Below are 18,495 nucleotides of genomic sequence, written 5' to 3'. Positions count from 1 at the left end.
CCTAAGCTATCCCAAATACATTATCTACAGGAAGCGAAAAAACAACTGCCTTATTTTCCCCGTCACAAAACTGGTTTATAGCTTTCATTATACTTTCTTTATTTTCACGCTTTGTAATTATAGCAACAATATCCTTTTTTTGCTGGACTGAAATACCAAAGAACTTTTCAGCTTCACCCACACCCATTTTTAAGGCATGAAACATAGTCCCTCCTCTTGCACCTGCTGTCCTTGCAGCTGTCATTAATTTCTCACTGTCTCCCTGATTTATAACTGCCACTATCAAATCATGACTTATATTTATATTCATCTGCTCCACCTCTTTTTCCATCTCATTCTGCCATTTTTTCCATTTACCCTCATTTATTTTCTGCAGCTCAGGAGCTCCTGCACCTGACAGCGGAATGGCAAATACTATTCCTTTTCCCGGCTTTTCCAGCTTCAGCTTATCGCTTAATGAAGATGCCAGTTCACCTACCATATTGTCCGGTAAAATATTCAGCATTACTGCTTTATCTACTGATCCAAGACCCAATAGATCCAATATTTCCGACTTTGCTGTTCCCTCCGCAAACCAGAGAAACTGTGATTTTATACTTTTCTCCGCAAGCACCTCGTTTACTTTTTTTGCCCTGTCTCTGTCTACTATAGTTACTAATAAATAAAGCTTAAACTTTCCTATTTTCTCGAGAATCATTTTTTTCTTTTCATCAAATTTGTCCATTACTGATCCTCCTCCCCGTCATAATTAATAAATTCCGTAAAATTATCATCAGATGAACTTTCTGTTGCCATTTCAGCCATTTTCTTTTTATAAATAAGTCCCATTACCTGAATGGCTATAAGCGGAGTCATAGCAACCATGGCTACAATTCCGAACGCATCTGTAAGTACATTTCCATTCAGTGTTTCACAGGCACCCATTGCAAATGGAAGCAGAAATGTTGTTGTCATAGGTCCGCTTGCTACGCCTCCACTGTCAAATGCTATTCCTGTAAAAATTTTGGGAACATAAAATGTCAGTGCTATGGCTATTACATAGCCCGGTATAAGAAACCAGTAAATCGATATGCTTGTTAATACTCTTATCATAGCTATTCCCACTGATGTTGCCACTCCCAATGAAAGACAGAGATTCATTGCCTTTGACGGGATAGCACCGCCGGAAACTTCCTCTACCTGTTTATTAAGTACGTGAATAGCCGGCTCGGCAGCAACTATAAAATATCCTATAAGCATTCCTATCGGAATCAAGAACCATTTAAAGGCTGAATCGGCAAGCTGTCCTCCGAGCAGACTTCCCACAGGAATAAACCCTACATTTACGCCGGTAAGAAATAACACAAGACCAATAAGTGTATAAACAACACCTATTCCAATTCTTCCAAGCTGATGTTTATTGAATTTTCTTGACACAAGCTGAAATATTGCAAAAAAAGCACATATAGGAAGCATTGCCAGTGATACTTCTTTTGTATATACCGGTAATTCTACCGTAAACTGCTTTACTACATCCTGCATTGTTTCTACTGCAGGTATCACTACCTGCCCGTATTCGGCATCACTTGGATTATAGCTTATTCCCAGCAGCATAACTGCGAGAATAGGCCCTATACTACATAATGCCACAAAACCGAAACTGTCATCCTGCGAGTCCTTATCACTACGAATCGATGCAAGACCGGTTCCCATAGCAAGAATAAAAGGAACAGTTATAGGGCCTGTCGTTACTCCGCCCGAATCGAATGCCACTGCTATAAAATTATTAGGAACAAATATTGATAATACAAACATTATCAGATAAAAAATTATCAGCAGCAAAGACAAATTCACCCTGAATAATACACGAAGAAGGGCAATAACAAGAAATACCCCTACACCTGCTGCTATTGTAAGAATTAATACATTATTCGGAATAGCCGGTACCTGTCTTGCCAGTACCTGTAAATCCGGCTCGGCAATAGTGATAATGAACCCCATTGTAAAACAGAGTATCACAGATAACAATAATTTTTTTGTTTTAGTAAGCTGGATTCCTGTTGCTTCACCTATAGGAATCATAGCCATATCGGCTCCCAATGAGAAAAATCCCATACCGATGATAAGCAGGGAAGCTCCTGCTATAAACATAACAATGGTACCTATGGATATCGGCACCATCAGCGTACTCAGAATCAGTACAATTGCAGTAATCGGCAATACTGATGCAAACGCTTCTTGAATCTTTTCCTTGAGTTTCTGGTTCAACTTTATCACCTCGATTTTCTTCTAAGTTTGAGACCTTGGATAATTCTGTAATATCCATATAAGACTGAAATCAATTGATTTTGTACATATTACAGCCGCATTTATTGAAATGAAAATCTACAGATTCATAGTGTTTTATCAGGCAGTTTTTCTTTGAAAATCTTTAATCTATAAAATAACTTTTTGAAATATTCCAACAGTCAGCTTTTGGAAAAATTAAATTCCGGTATTGCTTCACAAAAGTTGACTTGCCATTCAGTCTATTGCCAAAAAAAATAGATTACTTTAATCTATATTTTTTTGATACTTTATTTTCTGTCTTATGATAATAATTATATTTTAGATTACGATTGTACTTAGAATTGTAAAAATATTAAAAACTACTCCATATTTAAAACCTGGTTCTCCCTGTTATTATAATATATTAGGAACTACATTACAAGATTTTTCTTTTTATTATGTATTTTATTATTTATATTTTATATTCAGATTACTGCTCTAGAGAAACCATGATATGTTATTTAAAAAATGTGTCTGTTTTGGTACAGTGAAAGTCTACGGCTCTTCTCTTTATATTTTTCCCGTCTTTGCAAATATCAGCAGAAAATTAATTTTAATATTCATAAAAAAGTGCACTTAGGGTAATAAAAACCTAAATGCACTGATTCATTAATTTATTTGAGCTGCTGCTTTTTCCAGCTTATGTCCCTTTCCCCTTACTGCTGCCTTTATAATTTCAGAAAGCAGAATCAAAATAAAACAGTATAAAAATATTTTTATCCATATTATAAGCCGCAGCGGGTGAGTCTCGAATACTTTTCCTCCATACTGTGTTATCAGTATCTGTAATATAAATGTCAGTGTGAAAACACCTAACATTATTTTATTTTGTTTAAAATTTTTCGTGATACTTTCATATCCCAGTTCTCTGCAGTTAAAAGCGTTCAAAAGCTGAAACAGCACAAACATAGTAAATAAAGTACTTCTTTGCTCCTCGGGATATACTCCAAGTACATTAAATAAATTTTGCAGCATAAATAAAACAGTAATTGTAATTCCGCCGTAAATTATTTTTATCCACATTCTCTTGGTTATTATCTGTGCATCTCTTTCCACAGGCTTTTCTTTCATAAGATCCTCTCTCAGCGGTTCAAGCCCCAGTGTCAACGCAGGAGGACCGTCCATAATAATATTTATCCACAAAAGCTGAAGGGCCTCAAAAGGTGACGGCAGTCCGGACAAAATGGAAAGTATCACAGTTAAAACTGCTGAAAGATTCACTGTAAGCTGAAAGATCATAAAACGCTGAAAATTTTGATATATTCCTCTTCCCCATTGAATTGCTTTCGTAATAACCGCAAAGGAATCATTTAGCAGCACTATGTCCGAAGCTTCCTTGGATACCTCTGTTCCTGATATTCCCATGGCAATTCCCACATCAGCATATTTTATTGCCGGAGCGTCATTAACTCCGTCTCCGGTAACTGCCACTACACTGCCTCTGGCTTTTAACAGTTTTACTATACGCAGTTTTAATGCTGGAGTACTCCGTGCAATAACAGATATTTTATCTAGCATTTCATTTAACTCGGAATCTGGCATTTTTTCTATTTCATGTGCTGATACTACAAAAGAATTCTCATTTATTATATTCAGCTGTTTTGCTATAGCCCTTGCAGTTACCAGATGATCTCCCGTTAATATTTTTAATGATATCCCTGCTTCCCTGCATGTTTCTACAGCCTTAAAAACCTCAGAACGTATAGGATCTGTTATAGTAACAAAGCCGTCAAAATTCATATGTTCTTCGAGCTTGTCATGCTCCTCTTCTGCACCGTAGTCTATCTTTTCTTCAAGAATTTTATGTGCAAAGGCTATTACCCGCATTGCCTGATCCTGAGCATCATATATAAGTCTGTTGATTTCTTCCAGCTTTTCATCAGATATATCACACATTTTCAAAATTAATTCCGGACTTCCTTTTACATAAGATACTATCTTTGAATCAACATTAGAAACAGTAGTCATATGTTTAAGCTCTGAAGAAAACGGAAAAACATGTATGATTTCATGATCGCTCCGTTCATCTGTATATGACTTTCCCGAACTTTCACGCAGATTTGAATTTTCATAAGCTGCTAAAATAGATCCTTCTGTGGGATTCCCCACAAATTTATAATTCCCGTTCTCCATATATAAATTTGAATTGGTATTCAGGCAGATATTATGAATCATATATCCCGAATCGAGCTCTCTCGGATCATCATGCCATTCACCGTCATAAAAACCGGTTACAGTCATACGGTTTTCAGTGAGAGTCCCTGTTTTATCCGAGCATATTACATTTACAGAGCCTATAGTTTCACAGGCTACTATTTTTTTCACAAGGGCATTTTCCTTTGCCATCTTTATCACATTTACTGCAAGTGATACTGCTACTATTGTAGGAAGTCCTTCCGGAACTGCAGCAACAATAAGTACTATACTGTTAATAAATATTTCCGATACAGAACTGTGCACTGTATTTCCAAATGCATAATACTGTATTATTTGTATTGAAAAAATCACAAGAGCTGCCAAAACTCCAAAAATTGTAACAATTTTCCCCAGTCTGTCCAGCTTTTCTTCAAGCGGAGTTTTGGTATGCTTCTTTTCCCTAAGCTCAAATGCAATTTTTCCCAGCTCTGTACTATCTCCCACGGCTGTAACCACAGCAGCGCATGAACCCTCGGTTATATAACATCCGCAGTATAACATATTATATCGCTCGGCAAGAGGTATATCTTCTTTATCAAATATTACTGCCGCATCCTTTTTTACAGGTTTGCTTTCCCCTGTAAGTGAAGACTCATCCGCTGCAAGACTGACAGAATCAAGCAGACGGCAGTCAGCAGGGACCTTATCCCCTGTTTCAAGTAAAATAATATCTCCTGCGGCTATTTTCTGCTGCGGTATAAGCATAACCTCATTATTTCTTCTTACTTTTACGGCTATATTTTCTTTAAGCTTGTTTAATGTCTCGAATGCCTTCTGCGAGCGTCCCTCCATTACCAGTGTAATAGCAACGGAAAGCACTATTGCTGCCAGAATTCCTGCATACTCAATAAAATCTGGTTTCCCTCCTTTATACATTATATAAAGATTTACAAATAATGTAATAAATGAAGCAAATATAAGAATAAAAATCATAGGTTCCTTCAGTGCAGCCATTATCTGCACTATAAGACTTTCTTTTTTCCCCTGGCTAAACTGATTTACACCGTATTTCAGTTTATTTTCTTCCGCCTCTTCATTAGTTAACCCGCTTTTCTGACTGCTTCCCAGTTTTTTTAATACATTTTCTCTGTTTCCACTATAAAACTCCATATCTTTCTCTCCCAAATTAATTTATAAAAATAAAAAGACTCCCAGCTTGAATTATTCAAACTAAAAGTCTCATTACCATATGAAATGGCCACATTACCAGATATTTATAATATCAGCATGTTGATATATGTGCTTAGAATTACTCCCTTTTAATTACAGTTTCTCAATTATACATATTTTCATTTCCAAAGTCAAGGGATCATTAGTTTATTCAATTAATTGATTTTCAAAGCTTTGACGTATATCAAAATTGTATTTTTTATAAATTTACATGAGTTATTAAATTTTTTTATAATAAAAAAAGCCGAAATCTTTGAAAAATTATTATTCAAAGATACACGGCCTGTAAGTCTATTTAAATATAAATCCTAATACTCCATAAGTCCCTAATGTTATAATTGTTCCGGCTATTGTTACACCAAGCAGAATTGAAAGAAATGAATCTCTTCTGTTCATTTTCAATAATGCTGCTATTAATGCACCTGTCCATGCGCCTGTTCCCGGAAGCGGAATTGCTACAAAAAGCATTAATCCCCAAAATTCTCCTTTGGAAACTTTTTCACTTCTGTTCATTGCTTTTTGTTCCATTTTATTTACAAATTTTGTTAATATATTATGTTTTTTCATAAATTCAAACACTTTTACCACAAATAACAGAATAACGGGTACCGGAAGCATATTTCCTATTATGGAACATACCAGACTCGCATACCATGGAAGACCCATAACAAATCCTACCGGAATACTTCCACGTAATTCAATAATCGGTATCATGGAAATAAATGTAATTCCTATTATCTTTCCTGCGCTTACCCCAAAAATCCCTATTATAAAAGCCACTATTGACTGTGCTGCTTTTTGCATGACTAAACTCCCTTACTATTAATTTTGAACTATCAGGCTATTATAACATATCACAGTATCTTTAACCAGATTATTTTTACTCAGATTATCTGACTTTTCCCGGATATCATAATTTATATGCTGCCTATTTTTCAAATATAAATTTATTAATTCAGTAATTTTATAAAAGTCTTATTTATAAATGAAAATATTTGAATAAATATTTTATCTGTCCTATATAACTTAGTTTATTAGCTGACAAAGCTCAGATATATTTATCAATAATTTCCAGTACCCCGTTTTCATTATTTGACGGAGCGGTAAACCTTGCAGTTTTCTTTACCTCTTCGCTTCCATTTTCCATTGCATAGCTGTAATATGCATGAGCCAGCATTTCTATATCATTGCCGCTGTCACCGAAGGCAAGAATTTCATCCTTTGAAATCCCCCATTTTTCCTGAAGAACAGTCAATCCATGTGCTTTATTAATACCAGGCAGAATCAGGTCAATGTCTCCATGTCCGCTCGCAGTAGGGATAAGAATATGTCCTATCAGATTATTCAGCTCTTTCTGAACCTCCTTTACCATTTCTACAGGACAATTCAGTGCAAATTTAAAAATCTGATCATCTGCACTTTTTATATCTGCAGTTCTTAAGAGTTTATGGTAATAACGGTTTGCATAATTAAAAAATTCATCACTTGTTTCCATTTTTACATAAGCGCTTTTTTTCCCGCATACAACCATATTTACAGCAGACATTTCTGATATTTTATCTATTATGGCCTCTGTCTCTTTTCTGGGAATCTCTGCTGCAAAGAGCTCTATTCCTTTCGATACTATATAAGCTCCGTTTTCCGCCACATAAGTCAATTCGTCGGCGAATTCCGGGAAAAACGAATGAAGCTGATAATACTGATTACCGCTTGCTACTACAAATTTTATATCTTTTTCTTTCATCTTTATATACTGCTTTTTAAATCTTTCACGATCATAATTACCTGCTTCTGATAAAAATGTTCCATCCATGTCAACTGCAATTAATTTAATTCCCATACCATCCTCCCGCTATAATAGTTTATAAATTAATTATAGTGAGAAAAATTATAAAAGTAAATAAAAATAACTTTTTCAATTCCTTATATATCTAAAAATTATATTATATCAATGTTTAAATTTATAATTGCTCTTATTTTTCTTGACTCTCTGCAAAATCAATGTTAAAATTTTTGAAAAAATAAAAGAGGGAATTTTTCATGAAAAAGATTTTATTTATAATTTTAATACTTTTAGCAGCAGGCTGCATTAATAAATCTCCGCAATCAGAAAAAGCATTCATATCCTATATGAATATTCTACAGGAAAAAGGGGAATTTTTACAATTTTTAGGACATAAAGGAAATGATGGAAAAATAACTGAATTTGCTCCGTATTTTGTTGACAGTGCTAAAAAAATTGAATTTCAAATTATAGAAACCAAAGAAGATAAAGACCGCAGTGTTATAACTATACTTATCAAAAGCCCGGATTTGGGTTATTATGATAGTTTGCCCAATGACCCTGAAATAGATTTTGAAAAACGTGTTAACAGTAAAATTGCCCTAATGAAAGAAGCTCTTAAGCAAAAAGATCTGAAATTTCAGGAAAAAACTATTTCTGTATATATGATATTATCCAAAGACAAACAGTGGGTATTGGATTCTATTGATAAAAATGAAGAATTTATAGATATCATCAATCATAAAATATTTTGATAACAAATAAATTTATATTTTTTAAAAAATCTATATAAAAAAGAGATGAAACAGGTTTTTACTCCTGAAAACATCTCTTTTTTATTTTCTAATAATTTATCCGATTTTTAAATTATTATTTTATCTTATAAGTTTCTGTTCTGTTTTCCCAGCCTTTCAGCCATTGCTTTTCATTTCTTTTCGGATCTGAATTCTGAACTCTTCTTTCAAGAACAAATTTTGCACTGGCACTGAATTCATCCATAGCTGCTTTTCCTGTTTCTTTTCCTTTCATATTTTCCAATATCTGCAATAATCCCCAGCCCTGTCCGTTATATCTTTCTGTTTCCGATGTACCTTCCCCTTTGAAATTAACATAATCAATCAAAGCATACAGCCCGTTTGGAGAATTTGATACTCTGTAAAACTGATATTTTACATTCTCTTTGTTGTCAGCCTGCAAGAGCATTTTATCAAGTGAAGCTTCAAGTCTTTTATAAATAAACACTACCTGTGTATCTCTTGTTTCATATAAAAAATCCCTTAGTTCATCCAGTTTTCCTGCTTCCTTATCCGCAAGAAAAGCACTTCTTGCTGTCCAGGGTGCATATTTATTATCCTGAAGAATTTTTGGAAGCTTTATATTATTTTCTTTATAAAAATCAACCAGCTTTGGAAAGCTTTCATCAAAAATTTCCTTCTGTCCGTTTCTATACCATATAAAATGTCCAATTCCCAATGATGGAAAATCCTCTCCTGTGTTCCAGTATACAAGATTTTCCTTTTTTCCGGCTGCCTCATTTTTAAAAATCTTGTCTCCGATTACTTTGAGATCACTGCTCGAAAGCTTTGGCATCTGATATATACTTTTTACAGAGCCTGTATTATCCTTTCCATTTCCTGCCGATGCTGCCGAAATAGGAATAAAAGCTGCTATTTGTAAAGCCGTGAAAACCCATATTATCTTTTTATTTATTTTCATATAGCTGACTTCCTTTCAATATATTTAATCCGTTATTCTTTTACTATATTTCTTTGGTCATTACAGTAATAATTATAACAAAAAAAGCATTTCTTGTATAGTTAACATAAACTTCAAATTTCTGAAAATATGCATACAGAAGAATTTTAGAAGATAAAAATGAAGAAGATAAAATTATCTTCTCCATATAGTTTTACTATCTCATTAAAACACAGCTTTTAAAGTTATCCCTGCTCTGTAGCCGTCCTGTTCATCATTACCCAGATTATATTCCCCGGTTAGGAATATTCCATATCTGTCTGCCACTTCCACTCCGAGTACTGCTCTTGTTCTGAATGTTCCTTTTTCATCTTCCGGCTTTGACAGCTTGTGATAACCGTCTTCTACTGCTATCAATCTTGCTTTTTCCCTTTCATTCAAGTCAGCCAGCTCGTATTCATATGCAAAATCAAGCGAGCCTTTCAGCTGCCATGCTGTCTTAGCACCCAGCGGCAATGTAGTTTTTAGTTCCAGACCTGCTCTGGGCTTAGCACTCCATGCATCATTTCCTTCTATCTGAAGTGCTTCAAGACCGCTTTCGCTGAATGTGGGTCTTGTCACATACATCGCTTTAAATGCTCCATATGGTGTAACACTAAATTTTTTGCCTATACTAAATTCTTTTCCCAGAATATTGTCAGAAGTAATGGAATAAGTTTCATATGTACCATTCATTTCTGATCTTTCCACACCTTTTGACTGATCAGGCCAGTCAATATTTCTGTCTATATTATGGAAGCTTACCCTTCCCGTAAGATCATTACGCAGACTCCATCCCTGAACACTGTATTTATTATGCAGTCCAAGCTGAATTGTATCTACCCATTCCTCACTTTTATTATGGTCTTCAAACTCAAAGCCTGTATGAAGGTATCCAAGTGAATAACCAAAGGTATGTTTATATGTTCTTTCTACTTCTCTCAATGCAAGAATTCCTGTTGCACTGTATTTATACGGTACTACGCCGTCAGTATCCTCTTCTGTCTTACCTTTCACGCCGATTATGCTGATTTTCACATTTTCTTTTGTATTATTATCTGAATTTTGCAATGTATGTAATGATTCTTCAAGCATTCCTGCCATGTCTTCTTCACGCTGATTTATATTGGCATATACATTTCCTGCAAGACTGGCTACAGCATGTCTGAAATGCGGTTCTGTCTGTATCATATCTATTTTATCATAGATTTTCAACGCATTTCCTGTCTGATTGGCATATCTGTCATTCAATGTCTGACCGAATTCCTCATACCAAAAACCGCTTGTAAAATCCATATAAGGTATTCTTGTCATTACTATATCTGTACCCTGACCTGTGGCATCCCAAGTTAATGACTGGCTTATGTACTCCCCAGTTCCGTCCATTCCCCGGAATATATTCTTAAATGTATATCTGTCTGCTGATGTTCCCTGTGAAAAGTCCGGTGATATTTCCAGCTTTTCAGGAATTGTTGTCCCTCCGAATCCTATCGTATCGGAAAAACTTGTTGTTGCTTCATTTGTTGTCGGATCCAGCTTCACTATTACCTTCATATTTTCATATGAGAACTTACTTCCCAGATCTATAGTTATCTCTCCGGAATTTATCAGTGACGGCATTTCAGGAAGCTTATATACTGTCGTCGTATAGCCTTGGTCTATATAACCAGTTCCTGTTATACTTCCTACTCCGCCTATTATATTATCCTCATCAAAGCTTGCTGCATATTTCAGTCCGACTCCCTGATCCTCCAGAGGATCTCCGGTATTCTTTATTATAATCTGTCCTTTGTTCTCTACCTTGGTATCAGCTCCTGCGAGATATATACCTGTTACATTTTTCCCGGTAACTTCTATTACCCCAGAAGGTGCATTATAGATATATGCTCCGTTTCTTCCTGCCATTCCCACTACTTCATCGCCTGTAAGCTTAATCAGTCCATGATTTTCTGCCCTTGTATTATCTGCAAACATTCCGATGATTTTATCGCCGGTTCCGGTTATCGTTCCGTAATTATACGAAGGTGCTGCAGCATCTCTTGCATACATTCCTACACCGTCTTTTCCCACGGTTATTGTTCTTGTAGCTTTATTAACCGCACTTGACCCTTCGGCATAAATCCCTACTGAATATCCGGTCTTTACACCGTGGGCATTTGTTACTAAAAATGAATCTCCCAATGTTATATCTGCGTCATTTTCTATATAACCCGCTGTAATAAGTCCTTCCAGTTTCATTGTCCCGTCAGGCTGCTGCACTTCAGTTACATAATGTCCTCTGTTATACAAAGCTATATTCCCTGTACCTGCTGTCCCTGTTATATTTCCAGTATTAAAAATATTTCCGGCCTTAATTGTATAAAATGCCGTATTGTCAGAGCCGGTCATATTAATCTGTCCGCTGTTTGTAATAGCAGAGGCTCCGTTACCATACACAAAAATATTACTGTCACTGAGTGTTATTGCCGATTGGTTGTTTAAACTGGAACCTGACTCAGCTATTACGCCGTAGCTGCCCGATCCCAGCTGAAAATTTACTCCCGGAGCTATATTTATGCTGGAACCGTTTATACCATATAATCCCACTGCTTCATTATTTCCTATTTGTACAGCAGAACCGGTGTGAATGTTTAATATACCTGTATCCTTATATATTCCTGTTCCTTCGTCTCCTACCTTCAAAGTTCCCATATGATCTACCTGTGGCCCCAGACTGTAAACTCCCAGTGATCTTTTTCCTGCTTCTATCATTCCGGAAGTACTGTTTACTATTGTATCTGAGATACCCTTAGTATAAATTCCTATGCTGGGATCATCCATTGAAGCGGAGTCATATACTTTTATAGTTCCGTTATTAATTATATTCTGCGGACTTCCTGCGGCATAAATTCCTATTGCCCTGTCTCCCGAAAGCTCTATCAGTCCGTTATTAGCTGTAAGTCCTGTATTGCTGTCCATATACATTCCTATAGCACCGATTCCGGCTCCATTTATTGTATTATTATTGACTATATTTATTCCGCCTTTTTGATAAAGACCCACAGAACTATTTCCCAAAGTTATAAGCCCTGTATTTTCAGTCTCTGCACCTGCACCTAAGGAATAGAGTCCCACAGAATTAGCTCCCAGTCCGATTATTCCGCTGTTTTTCAGTCTCGCACTATTTTTACCATATACAGCTGCTGAATTATCTCCAAGGACTATGGTTCCTGCATTTTCTCCTTCTACTGTATAAGGAGGAGCAAATGGTGATAAATACTGACCGTCTACTGATACTCCCACTACTCCTGTTCCAGATGAACTTATATTTGAACTGCTGCCTACAAGTATTGCAGAATTAGTCCCATTTAGAAGTACACTGTCGGAAAAAAGAGTATTAGTTCCTAAGTGGGTATATGCGGCATTTGAAAGATTTCCCACTACATATGTAGATCCCGGTGCTGCGTTTATTGACAGATTATTATTAAATGTTGAATTTATTATATTAAAAAGTACCACATTCTGTCCGTTTATATTTATTGTCCCTGAATTACCGTTAAATGCACTGCCGTTAATCAGGTAAAATCCTATTGCATTATCTCCGTTTAGATTTATATCTCCGCTGTTTATATTTATTTCGGAATTATCTGCATATACTGCTATACCATTTTTACCCACGGTTATTTTACCGTTACTTGTTAATGTTGATTTTACAGCACTTACACCAACACCGCCGTCCTGCGGTGACATATTTATCTCCGACCCTGAATTAAGTCTTATTAATGAGTCAGCTCTAGTCAGAAAAGCTTCTGTATTATTGGCATAAATACCGTAGCTTGTTCCTCCTGCTGATGCTGCTGTTGTTATCAGTCCGTTATTTTCAATCTCTATAAAGCCGTTGCCGTATGAGCTGTTTACTTTATTTTCTCCATATATACCTGCTCCGCTTTCACCAACTTTTATTATATTATTGTTTTGTGTAAGTGTTCCGTTGTATGATACCACTCCTATTGAGTTTGCCCCGGTTGCCGATATCTGTCCGTTATTAATAACTGTCCCGAAATTTGCTATAATACCTGCCGAACCTGCTCCGGTCATATTTATAGCAGCACCGTTATTTACAGTTATTAGTATATCATTTCTATTTACACTTCCGAGGAAGCTTTCCTGCCCGATACCGTATTTTCCTGCTCCCACACCGGATATAGTTTTACCTGAAAGCACTGTAACCTTAGATGACAAAAATTCCGATCTGTTATAAGCATCATTCGGGTCATCCACATTTACATCCAGATCTACATTCAGACCGCCCTTAAATACCGAGTACGGTTTATAATTAGAAACACTCGAAGGATCGATTGTTACTGTCAGCGGCAGACTTCCTATAATTCCGATAGATGTAGTATCACTGAGATTTATAGTACTTCCCGGATTATCAAGTACAAAAAGACTAGAATCAGAACTTGTCAGTTTTACATTCAGGTTTCCGCTTCCTGTTACCATATTTGTCAAAAATGTATTAATTCCTGACGGAACACCTTTAAAATAAAATGCTGTTCCTCCGGCATTAATATCTGTATTTACTGTTCCTGTCACATTAAATTTTCCTACAGGATTTCCGCTTGTTCCCGAATAGTTATAAAGCATAAGTCCGCCGCTATTTACTTCCAGCTTAGCACCGCCTGTGAGATTTATTGTTGCCCCGTTTCCAAGATTTCCTTTATCATCGGCATATAGTCCTATAGCTCCGTTTGAAACCCTGATTATTCCTCCAGTTACAGCAGTAACTGCCGAATTATTTTTGGCATATATTCCGATTCCCTTTGGCGAGGCTACATCTACAAGACCGCCTGTCATACTGAATGTTCCTTCATTATAAACACCAACTGAACTTTCACCTAAAGTCCCGGAATTTATTATAATATTTCCTGTGTTTAATCCTTCTGAACTTGCAAGAATTGCCATTCCCTGAGAAGTTTTTATATCATTCAGCATCTGGATAGTTCCGTTATTTTCTATGTAACCACCGCTTGTGGCTGAAACTGCTGCTTTTATAGAAACCATTCCCACTATATTTTCTATAAATGTTCCCGGCAGCCCTTTATTTTCTATAGTTATAGTTCCGTTATTCACTGCTTCCGCCCTGTTTGACGCATTTCCGTCAGCAGCTATAGCTCCGAAGTTCTCTCCGGAATTTATGTTTATTATCCCGGAACCTGAATTGATTATTCGAGGATTTCCGGCAGCATCAGTAGCAACTACTCCGTTATCTACTCTCATTGCCGAGTTTTTCTCTCCGATTACATTTATTATACCGTCATTTGTAATATTATCTGCAGCTGCTACTTTCAGGAAGACTCCTGTATTTCCCTTCCCGCCCGAAACATTTATTATTCCTGTTGTTGAATTTCTCGCTACTCCGGTATATCCTCTTACAGAACTTCCCCCGGTCAATGTAGGATCTTCTATTACCCCTATTCCCGAAGACCGTGATCCGCTCAAGTCACTTGTAGAACCGCTTATATTTATTGTTCCGTTATTTGCGAATGTAGATGTCGAACTTATTCTAGAAGATAATTTCAAGCCGTAGCTTTCTATTCCGCCCATAGAAATTTCCCCGCCGCTTACATTGTCTACATTTACATTGGTATTCAAAGACTGAGGAGCATAAACCTGTATTCCTACTGATTTTTCACTGTTAAATTTTATTTTCCCTGCTGCTTCATTCCGTAAAATATAATTATGCCCTGTAACACTATCATCATTTTCATAAGTAAGTATTATTCCTACCTTGTATCCTGTATAACCGCTTCCGTCTCTTCTTACTGTAATAGGTGTTCCGCCTGCAAAAGGAGCTAAATTTATTGTTGTACTGCTGTTCAGAGCTAACACACCATTTAAGTCAACGCTTGTAGTTTCTGCCTCGTCAGTTATAGTCCCTTCATTAGAAAGCCTTCTTGTCCCCTGATTTCCATAACCCTGACTTGACCAGTTCGTATCAGTCTGCACTTCAAAGCCAACAACTAAAGGACCCACAAGATTTACAACAGCCTGATTTACTAATGCTCCGTTCATTACGTTATCAACTGTGGCAATTCTTGAACCGCCCACCAGAAACTGCTGACGGTTAAAGGCTGCCAAAGAAGCATCACCCTGTATGACAGAATTGGAAATAGAATCTATTGTCAGATTTTCTTTTAACGTTGCTATTGAATTATGGGTAAGTGAACTTCCATAATCAAAATAAACTTTTAACAGTGCAGCATTAAAAGGTCCTGATGTAAGCCAGGCATGTCTTATAGCCGGATTTCCCGGAGTAAGAACCGTAGTTGCCCCGAAATTACTTTGCGTACCTGCAGTTATATCATAAATCCCCACGCTTTCATATGATACTGCATTACTTACCATACCTGCATAGGGACCTCCGTCTGTTCCCCGCGTTTCACAGTTTGGATTCATATAGTTACAAAACGATCCCAGTTTTATATTAAAATCAGGAGCCTCTCCAAGAGTCGGCTGATCCACATTAGGACTGACAGGATTAAAAGTCTTTATTGTCAGTGACGGTACTGCCGGAGCTGCCGGTGTCGAAGGCGTGAATACAGGCACATTCATACTGGGTTCCTGCGGCAGTGTCGGATTCGGATTTAACGGCTGTCTGTTAATCACTTTTGGTATTATATTTATTCCAAGGTCTATCTCTTTTGGTTTCTGGGGTGCCTTATAAATTCTGAATCCGTCTGTCTGTGTAATAGATGAAAGCCTTTCGTCAAGAATATTTCTAATTATTTTTTGATCATTTACATTTAAAGAATTTATCACATTATAATGACCGGCCATAATAGAAGCCAGCTGGCTTTCAGTAAGCAGACCCGAAGCCCGGAGTGCATCTGCCATTTCATTATAGGCATTCTGATTAAACTTCTTCTTCCCGCTGTAAGTAGTTGACACTGAATAATATTTTGCATTTTCCAGTGTATTGTCTCCCTTCCTTCTCTCGGTATAATAAGTATTCAAAAACACCTGCCATTCCAGATATTCAGGTTTCACTATATAATCACTCTGTAAATACAGATCTTTTAATTCTCTGTTTCTTTGATTTAATACTTTCTCCAATAAACGGTAAGAGTCATCATTAGATTTCCCGAGTTCTATGTTTTTAGTTATTTTATTATAGAGCTTATCATATTTTAGCGAGAGCGGGGTTTCGGCTCCCTTCAAATATGTCGGTATTAATGCATTTAGTGCTAGAAATGACATTAATAATTTTTTATTTTTTTTCATTGTCCCTCCTTGATAATTAGTTTAAAAATACTTTTACTTATGATCTTCAATTTGAACAACATTTTTGTTTTTTTCTTTACCCTCCTTTCATTAAAACTTTTCATAAGATATTTTAAATAAATGATATAGAATTGCTTTTTAAATTGGTATATTTCTAAGTTTGTACAATAGCTACCAATATTTTACTAGAATATTCTTCTAAAGTCAATTTTAATCATAAAAAAATTTAAAATTAAAATATGTCGGACGATTTTCTCTGTTTCTAAAAAATATTTTTTAAAGAATGGGTTTATTTTCATATATCAGACTTCTGTAATTTCATTGCTAAATATTACTTTTATTACATAAAGAGTTCTTCATTTTACAATTCTCATATTTTATTTCGCTCCCAAAGAAAATTCAAAGAATAAACTAACTGGGAAATAAGTTAATAATTATACGATGAATGTGCTAGAGAAAATAATAATAATTTTTTATTTAAGAAATCGGGTTTTAAGCACCCGGTTTTTTTTATTTAGCCGGAAATGCTTTTTAATCAGCTCAGACTTCGTGTGCATTTGAATCTTATCACTATATATGCTAAACTTTTCTAAAGCTTTATTTTTTTTATATAGACAGGAGAATAATGATGGAAAACTTAAATGTATCTGCTAAAAATATAAATATTATTAGTGATTTTTTATCAAGGCGGGATGTTCCCGCATTAACAAGAGAAGCATTGAAAAATAAATATGGAATTGAAAAAGCTGATGTTCTGATACTTTTCGGCGGAAGTATAATTTACGGCTGGGATATTGCTGCAAAGGCAGTAACGGATAATCTTGCTGACAGACTTCTTATTTCAGGGGGAATAGGACATACTACCAGTGAATTATGGAAAATTGTCTCTGAAAATTTTCCTGCCATAAAAGCTGAAAACCATTCAGAGGCCGATATTATCGCTGACTATCTTATGCAAAAATACAATATTAACAATCCTCTGATCGAAAATCAATCTACAAACTGCGGTAATAATGTAACCTTTGCCTTAAATACACTAAAAGAAAATTTCATTTCCCCGAAAAATATAATAATTATTCAGGATTCCACAATGCAGCAGAGAATGGATGCTACATTTAAACTGCTTTTTAAAGACAACAGCATAAATGTAATTAATTTTGCTCCTTATATTGCCAAAGTTAAAGCCGGCGGAGACAGACTGGTTTTCGAAGATTCAGATATAACCGGAATGTGGGATATGGAAAAATATATTAATCTTTTGATGGGTGAGATTCCGAGATTATGCGATAATGAAGATGGTTACGGACCTAAAGGAAAAAACTTTATAGCTTCTGTAAATATTCCAAATGAAGTTTTAGAAGCATTTGATTATTTGAAAAAGTATTACGGTTCTTATGTAAGAGTAGCTGATGAAAGGTTCAAATCATAAAAAAACAAGACTTTTTTAGTCTTGTTTTTTTTATATATTCAATTTATAATTTACAGATTTTTCTATAAATCTATAATATTCTTCCAGCGCTATATCCACTTCTACTTCCCCATATCCGCTTTCTATCAATTCCTGCATTATCATACTTTCGGAATATTTTTGTCTCTTACAGTTTTCTATAGCCAAAAAAAGTTTATTTCTGGGATACCGTTTTAATTCTTCAATTTTTTCTTCATAACTTTCAGGATTTTGCGCCAATATTTTCAAATTAAAATATCTCATAATTTACCTCCTTAATTGTTATCAACTTCGATATTTTAACATACAAATAAAATGAAATCAAGAGATATTTTTCTAATTCCCATATTTCATTCATCAAAAAATCTATCTCTAATTTTATCGCATGCAGGGATTTAGATAAAGCATTCCTTATCTTTAAATGTCTCTCTTGCGGGCATTCTCATAAAATTCCTCTTACATGTAAATCCAGACTCTGCCCCTCATGCGGCTTCAAATATTCTGATACATGGACTGAGAGAATTTCAAAGGATATTCTCAACTGTCCTCACAGACATGTCCTTTTTACTATTCCTAAACAATGCAGAGAATTTTT

General features: G+C 35.6%; 10 protein-coding genes and 1 pseudogene. 3 read left to right on the top strand and 8 right to left on the bottom strand.

Annotated elements, in window-relative coordinates:
* Position 1: 1 nt before the first annotated feature.
* The 5 genes from STERM_RS04480 to STERM_RS04460 all read right to left on the bottom strand — a co-directional run bounded on the left by STERM_RS04480 (position 2) and on the right by STERM_RS04460 (position 7,513).
* Positions 2-724, bottom strand: coding sequence for a hypothetical protein (locus STERM_RS04480; protein ID WP_012860373.1), 723 nt, complete (start codon positions 722-724; stop codon positions 2-4).
* The gene (locus STERM_RS04475; protein WP_218564930.1) at positions 724-2,256 is read right to left on the bottom strand and encodes a DUF1538 domain-containing protein; all 1,533 of its coding nucleotides are present in this window, start codon (positions 2,254-2,256) and stop codon (positions 724-726) included. Before STERM_RS04475 ends, STERM_RS04480 begins: the two co-directional genes overlap by 1 nt.
* Positions 2,257-2,916: 660 nt before the next feature.
* Positions 2,917-5,613 (bottom strand): calcium-translocating P-type ATPase, PMCA-type, encoded by a 2,697-nt coding sequence (locus tag STERM_RS04470; protein ID WP_012860371.1) that lies wholly within the window; start codon positions 5,611-5,613, stop codon positions 2,917-2,919.
* 351 nt (positions 5,614-5,964) lie between these two features.
* Positions 5,965-6,477 (bottom strand): COG2426 family protein, encoded by a 513-nt coding sequence (locus tag STERM_RS04465; RefSeq protein ID WP_012860370.1) that lies wholly within the window; start codon positions 6,475-6,477, stop codon positions 5,965-5,967.
* 244 nt (positions 6,478-6,721) lie between these two features.
* On the bottom strand, positions 6,722-7,513 hold the full coding sequence (locus STERM_RS04460) for a Cof-type HAD-IIB family hydrolase (RefSeq protein ID WP_012860369.1): 792 nt from the start codon (positions 7,511-7,513) through the stop codon (positions 6,722-6,724).
* 200 nt (positions 7,514-7,713) lie between these two features.
* Between STERM_RS04460 and STERM_RS04455 the strand changes: the two genes are divergently transcribed.
* Complete coding sequence (locus STERM_RS04455; RefSeq protein WP_012860368.1) at positions 7,714-8,211, top strand: hypothetical protein; 498 nt, start codon at positions 7,714-7,716, stop codon at positions 8,209-8,211.
* Positions 8,212-8,326: 115 nt separating this feature from the next.
* Here STERM_RS04455 and STERM_RS04450 read toward each other — a convergent pair whose 3' ends face one another.
* Together STERM_RS04450 and STERM_RS04445 are read right to left on the bottom strand one after the other, a co-directional pair.
* Positions 8,327-9,172 (bottom strand): hypothetical protein, encoded by an 846-nt coding sequence (locus STERM_RS04450; RefSeq protein ID WP_012860367.1) that lies wholly within the window; start codon positions 9,170-9,172, stop codon positions 8,327-8,329.
* 204 nt (positions 9,173-9,376) lie between these two features.
* Positions 9,377-16,453 carry an autotransporter domain-containing protein gene (locus STERM_RS04445; protein ID WP_012860366.1) on the bottom strand — a complete coding sequence of 2,359 codons (7,077 nt, stop codon included), beginning with the start codon at positions 16,451-16,453 and terminating at the stop codon, positions 9,377-9,379.
* Positions 16,454-17,081: 628 nt separating this feature from the next.
* On the opposite strand from STERM_RS04445, the gene STERM_RS04440 reads away from it, so the two are divergent.
* Complete coding sequence (locus STERM_RS04440) at positions 17,082-17,882, top strand: YdcF family protein (protein ID WP_012860365.1); 801 nt, start codon at positions 17,082-17,084, stop codon at positions 17,880-17,882.
* A gap of 30 nt (positions 17,883-17,912) precedes the next feature.
* On the opposite strand, the gene STERM_RS04435 is transcribed toward STERM_RS04440, so the two are convergent.
* Entirely contained in the window at positions 17,913-18,164 is a 252-nt protein-coding gene (locus STERM_RS04435) for a hypothetical protein (protein WP_012860364.1), read from the bottom strand.
* Positions 18,165-18,220: 56 nt separating this feature from the next.
* Here STERM_RS04435 and STERM_RS22655 point away from each other — a divergent pair.
* A pseudogene (locus tag STERM_RS22655) lies at positions 18,221-18,460 on the top strand (transposase zinc-binding domain-containing protein); the annotation flags it as partial.
* Between the last annotated feature and the right edge of the window lie 35 nt (positions 18,461-18,495).

Origin of the sequence: Sebaldella termitidis ATCC 33386, from assembly GCF_000024405.1 — a bacterium.
Classification (GTDB): Bacteria; Fusobacteriota; Fusobacteriia; order Fusobacteriales; family Leptotrichiaceae; genus Sebaldella; species Sebaldella termitidis.
The sequence above is the reverse complement of the archived record's forward strand: the minus strand, read 5'-3'. Positions and strand labels throughout refer to the sequence as shown.